Source organism: Streptomyces sp. NPDC042002, from assembly GCF_055588305.1.
The window spans coordinates 1-1662 of the sequence record NZ_JBVJCT010000085.1 but is presented as its reverse complement, the minus strand read 5'-3'; the positions used below and the strand labels follow the sequence as shown (position 1 = coordinate 1662).

Sequence of the window (1662 nt, the reverse complement as noted above, 5' to 3'; positions counted from 1 at the left end):
CCTCGCCGTTTCACTTGGTGTGGGGCCGGGTTCTGTGCGGTAACGCGAAAGTGCCTTCTGAGCTGGGACGATGAACCTTGTCGAGGGGTTCTGTCGGTCCAGGCGGAAGGCACTTTCTGCGTGCAGGGTATCGGTTCGCGTCCCAAGCTCCATGTCTCTGCTGACGGTGCCGGGGTGGTGGGTCACGCCGGGGCACGGTTGCTGGCTGATCTCGCCGATGCCACCGGACTGACCAGCGCGTACTCCACCGCGTTGAGACCACTTCGGCGACGCGGCACTGGCCACGACCCGGGCCGGATCGCCACCGACCTCGCGGTGATGCTGGCTGATGGCGGGGAGGCCATCACGGATCTGGCCGTGCTGCGGGACCAGGGCGAGGTGTTCGGCCCGGTCGCCTCGACACCGACGGCCTGGCGGCTGCTCGCCGACATCGACGAGAGCGGACTCGCTCGGCTGCGAACGGCCCGCGCCCAGGCACGAGAGGTCGCCTGGCTGCAGGCCGCCGAGACCCGCTCCGGCATACCGGCGGCAAAAGCCGGCGGACGGGAACTGCCCGGCCTGGTCCTGGACCTCGACGCCACGCTGGTGACCTGCCACTCCGAGAAGGACCAAGCCGCACCCACCTACAAAGGCGGCTTCGGATTCCACCCTCTGGTGTGTTTCCTGGCCAACACCGGTGAGGGCATGTCCGGGCAGTTACGGCCCGGCAACGCCGGAGCCAACACCGCCGCCGATCACATCGCGGTGCTGGACGACGCTCTCGCGCAGATCCCCGACACCCACCGGCACGGCACCGACATCCTCGTCCGCACCGACAGCGCCGGATCGGCGAAAGCCTTCCTCGCCCACGTCCGAGACATGCGGATACGAGGAATCCGCACCTTCTTCTCGGTCGGATACGCGGTCACCGAACCGGTCCGCCGCGCAATCCGGGCCCTGCCCGAACAGGTCTGGCACCCCGCCCTGGACCAGGACGGAACACTGCGTGCCGGCGCCGAGGTCGCCGAGCTGACCGGCACGGTCGACCTTGCCGGCTATCCGGAGGGCACCCGCATCATCGTGCGCCGCGAGCGACCGCACCCCGGAGCCCAACTGTCCCTGTTCGACCAGGACGAGGGCCTGCGGCACCAGGTCTTCCTCACCGACACCCCGTTCGCCAGCGGGGGCTCCGCCCAGTTTCTAGAGGTCCGCCACCGCGGGCATGCCACCGTCGAGGACCACATCCGGTGCGGCAAGACCACCGGCTTCGGCCGCTTCCCCTCCCGCCACTTCCTGGTCAACGCCGCTTGGCTCGAACTCAGTCTCGCGGCGATCGACCTTCTCGCCTGGACCCGCGTCCTCCTGCTGGATGGCGATCTGGCCACCGCCGAACCCAAGAAACTGCGCTACCGAATCCTGCACGTCGCCGCCCGGATCACCTGCGGCGGCCGCCGCCTGCGCTTGCGGATATCGGCGACCTGGCCCTGGAGACATGAACTCGCGGCCGCATTCCACCGCCTGGCCGCCCTGCCTCGCCCCGCCACCTGAGCGACCGCCCTCTGATCACCCGCGACCCGAAGGACCTTGGAGAACCCGGCCCACCGCGCCGGGCCCTCACCACGCCCACCGACCGACACCGCTCCAAACGACCCCGCGCAGCCAGCCATCATCCTCAACTGAAAC

The 1662-nt window shown here is 69.4% G+C and carries 1 protein-coding gene; it reads left to right on the top strand.

What is annotated here, in order from left to right; all coding sequences use genetic code 11:
- Positions 1-90 precede the first annotated feature (90 nt).
- The gene (locus tag ACZ6KY_RS42130; protein ID WP_469315529.1) at positions 91-1527 is read left to right on the top strand and encodes an IS1380 family transposase; all 1437 of its coding nucleotides are present in this window, start codon (positions 91-93) and stop codon (positions 1525-1527) included.
- The last annotated feature ends 135 nt before the right edge of the window (positions 1528-1662 follow it).